The organism is Microbacterium sp. P2_F9 (genome assembly GCF_056403635.1).
Genome location: NZ_JBFUFC010000267.1, coordinates 1 through 3,883, shown reverse-complemented (window position 1 = coordinate 3,883; position 3,883 = coordinate 1). Strand labels below are relative to the sequence as shown.

Sequence of the window (3,883 nt, the reverse complement as noted above, 5' to 3'; positions counted from 1 at the left end):
TCCGTGAGTCGGTCGACGAATTCGTCAACCGACTCGTCGACCAGGGACTGATGCTCCGCCCGCAGTGAACCCACCTGCGATAATCGATCGATCTGTGCGAGAGGAGCGCTGTCCATGGGAATAAGCGCGCGCGCGCAGATGGTGCGGATCCGTCTCGCCGAATTCTGGGGCGACGCGTGGCGATGGACCCTCCTGGCCGCGGGCACGGTGCTGGGCGCCTACTTCCTGCTCAGTCGTGGTGTGCAGAACGGCGTGCTGATGGCCGCCGTCATCGGCGTACTCGTCATCGGCACGGTCTTGTCATTCTCGAAGCCGATGGCGGTCGCACTGATGGCGATGCCCGTGCTCTTCATCTCCGGGCGCGTGGGTCTCGGCGCCGGGGATCTGTCCGCCTCGGACGTCGCACTCGCGGCGGCCTTCGGAACCGCCGTGCTGCTCGGCCACCGTCCGTACAGCCGCCCCATGCGTGCGATGCTCGTGCTCAATCTCGTCTACCAGTTCACGACGCTGTTCACGGTCATCGTCAACCCATTCACCGCGAACACGGTCGAATGGTTCCATGCGTGGCTCCTGATCTCAGGTGCGCTCATCGTGGGATGGGCGGTTGCACGAGCCGGGTACGCGCGGACAGCCCTCAATCTCATGCTTGCGGGGTCGCTGGCGATCGCAATCGGCACATTCGGGACCGCCCTGTTCCAGTACGCCAGCGGCGATTTCGCCGAGGTGTACCCGTCGTGGCCCTTTCCGATGCACAAGAACTTCGCCGGTACGGTGATGGCTTTCATGGCGCTCGCGGTGTTCGTGAATCCGGATTGGGTCGGATGGGCGAGGCGCGTGCGAACGCCTGTCTTCTGGACTCTGCTCGTCGCGATTGTCATGACGCAGTCCAGGCAGGCGCTGATCGGGCTTGTGGTCGCGATCATCTTCGTCGTCCTGCGGAGGGGGGTTCATGGCAGGTCGCGTTGGGCTCTCCTGCTCCTCATCCCGGCGGCATGGCTGGTCACCACAACAGTCGTCGATCAAGTGCAGTCCCAGAACAAGTTCAATTCGGTGTATCAGCGCCTTGACTGGTTCAGAGAGGTCTACGCGTTCTGGAAGCAGTCTCCGATCTTCGGTCATGGCCTTCGCTATTGGTACACCAATGTCTCGTCGGCCTTTCAGCCACCACAGGCGGAACTTGAAGTCGCCGTCTCGGCCGGGGTGGTCGGACTTCTCGGTTTCATCGTGATGGGGATCGGATTCTTCGTCGTGCTATGGCGCGTGGACCCCAGATTCGGGACGCTCGCCATCGCGGCGATCGGCAGTCGCATCGTGCAAGCGCAGTTCGACCTGTTCTGGGTCGCGGCCCAGGTCTCCATCCCCTTCGTGATCGCCGGCATCTGTCTCGGGGCACAGTCGTTGGACGCTGACCTCCGCCGAACGCGCGCTTTCACAGCTGATCTCGTTCTCCCGTTGGGGTCGCGCCGCCGCGGCCGAACGGTGAGTACCGGACAGACGCCTGACCCCGCGGGGGCGTGACGTACGATAGAGCCACTTCCGTGCGACATTGGGGCGCCGCGGTCGGGAGACTAAAACATCTGGAGGGCCCATGGAGTTGCGGGAATATCTTCGCGGCCTGCGACGACATTGGTTCGCGATTCTCCTCATGACCCTCGTCGGTCTCGCTACCGCGTTCGGTTGGTACCTGCTTCAGACGCCCGTATACCAAGCCACCGCCATCGGTCTGGTCCAGACCAAGGCGTTCGCCGAAACCGACGCAGAGAACCAGAGTCAGAACCTCGTGCTGGGTCCCCAATACGACGGGTATGCCGCCTCGAAGATCGCCACCTACATGGCGATGGGAACATGGAAGGTCGTCGCTGACGGCGCGGTCGCAGCGCTGGGGCTGGATGCGACCGCCAATCAGGTCGTCACTCGCATCGCGCTGGACAACCCTCCTGAGACCAACATGATCCGCGTGACCGCGACAGGCGAGACGCCCGAGGAGGCCGCCGCCCTCGCCGAGGCTTGGCTCACGTCGTTGTCAGCGGCGATCGATCAGACCGAAGGAGATGGCACCGCCGGATCCGCCCCCATCACGATCTCGGTCAAGGAATCCGCCGTTCTGCCCAGCACCCCGCTGTTCCCGGAACTTCGCACCTCCCTCATCGTCGGCGGGGTCCTCGGCCTCGGGGTGGGCATCGCGTTCGCGCTCATGCGAACCGCTTCCGACCGCCGCATCCGCAGTGCCGACGACGTCGAATCTCGCACAGGGATCCCGGTCGTCGGGACCATCCCGCTCGCCGACATGGGCGACGCTCGAATCTTCGACGCCACCACCCTCTCCGAGTCCGCTTCTCGGTTTTCCGTTGCGGAGGCGCTGCGCTCCCTCCGCACGAACCTGCAGTTCATGGACGTCGACAATCCCCCCCGGACAATCGTGGTCACGAGTCCCGTACCCAGCGACGGAAAGTCGACGATCGCCTGCAATCTCGCCGCCACCCTGGCGGCCAGCGGCAAACCCGTAGTGCTGATCGACGGCGACCTGCGACGATCGACGGTGGCCAAGACGATGGGGCTTCCCGGCGGCGCAGGGTTGAGTGATGTCCTGTCAGGGCGCGCAGAGATCGCGGACGTCCTCCAGCGGACCCCCCGCTACGACAACCTGTTCATCTTGACGGCCGGAAGCACCCCGCCGAACCCGAGCGAGGTTCTCGGTTCCGAACGGATGCGAAAGCTCATCGACGACCTGGCCGAGCACGCGACGGTGATCATCGATGCCCCGCCGCTCCTCCCTGTCACCGATGGCGCGGTGCTGACCCATCAGGCCGATGGCGCGATCGTGGTCGTGAGCCTGGGCAAGACGACATACGAATTGCTGGAGAGGTCGCTCAACACCATCACGAAAGCCGGAGGAAGAGCGCTGGGCGTGGTTCTCAACAAGGCACCGATCAAGAGCGTGGACTCCTCGGCATACTCCTACGGATACCGTCGCGAGGACGCCACCCCAGGTCGTCCTGCAACTTCGAGCCCGCTCGCTGATGAGGCGTTCGATCTCGGCAAGGTATTCGGTGACGTTGATCCGTCCGAAGCACCTCCGTCGGAGGGACGCGTGCCCAGCCAACGCGGACGCCGCGGCTGAGGCGTCCGGGATGGGTTCCGGCTCGACGACCTCGCCGCCCACGGTTTCGGTGGTCGTGCCGCTCTACAACGGCGCGGAGCACATCGCGGAGACGTTGACCTCGATCCAGTTTCAATCGCTGCCGGCGACCCAGGTGATCGTGATCGACGATGGCTCGACAGACGACGGGGGTGACATCGCTCGTACGCATCCAGTCGGGGCGACCGTCGTATCTCAGCCGAATCGCGGTGTCGCCGTCGCACGCAATCATGGGTTGAGCCTCGTCACGGGTGAGTGGGTGGCATTCCTCGATCAGGATGATCTGTGGCATCCAGAGCATCTCCATCGGACGATGGCGTGGCTCGACCAGAATCCGGATACTCCCATCGTCTTCGTTCGCGAGGTGGCATTCTCGACGCTCGAGGAGGGCGACCGCCTGCGCGCCATGGATGAGCTCGCCGGCGGCTGGGCGAGCATTCGCGTGCCCGGCGCCGGTGCCTTGGCTGCGCTCGTCGACGGCGTGGATGCCACAGGGAGCGGGGAGGTACATGTCAACGACGTGCGCACCGTGCTGCGGGGACCGATCTCTGTGACCACGAGCTTTGTCTCGGATCCTGCTCTGCTTCGCCTCGCGGGCGGCTTCGCCCCCCATGCCCCTGCGATGGATGACTACTGGCTTCTCGTCAATGTCGCGCGCCTGGCGCCGATCCCTTCCGTCGACCAGCCCACAGTCTTCTATCGAGTGCACACCAGCGCGACATCCAGGTCCACCCGCCTGGGCAT

3 protein-coding genes are annotated in these 3,883 nt (G+C 64.6%); all 3 read left to right on the top strand.

Annotation, left to right across the window (positions count from 1 at the left end; translation table 11 throughout):
• Window positions 1-114 precede the first annotated feature (114 nt).
• Window positions 115-1,518 (top strand): O-antigen ligase family protein, encoded by a 1,404-nt coding sequence (locus tag AC1DVT_RS18485; RefSeq protein ID WP_477390658.1) that lies wholly within the window; start codon window positions 115-117, stop codon window positions 1,516-1,518.
• Window positions 1,519-1,588: 70 nt separating this feature from the next.
• Entirely contained in the window at window positions 1,589-3,121 is a 1,533-nt protein-coding gene (locus AC1DVT_RS18480) for a tyrosine-protein kinase domain-containing protein (protein ID WP_477390656.1), read from the top strand.
• A 10-nt stretch (window positions 3,122-3,131) separates the two neighbouring features.
• On the top strand, window positions 3,132-3,883 hold a 752-nt coding region (locus AC1DVT_RS18475), incomplete at its 3' end, for a glycosyltransferase family 2 protein (RefSeq protein WP_477390654.1).

Excerpts from the sequence above, each read along its gene's own strand:
- AC1DVT_RS18480 (WP_477390656.1), top strand. The coding sequence starts at position 1,589 with ATGGAGTTGCGGGAATATCTTCGCGGCCTGCGACGACATTGGTTCGCG.
- AC1DVT_RS18485 (WP_477390658.1), top strand. The coding sequence starts at position 115 with ATGGGAATAAGCGCGCGCGCGCAGATGGTGCGGATCCGTCTCGCCGAA.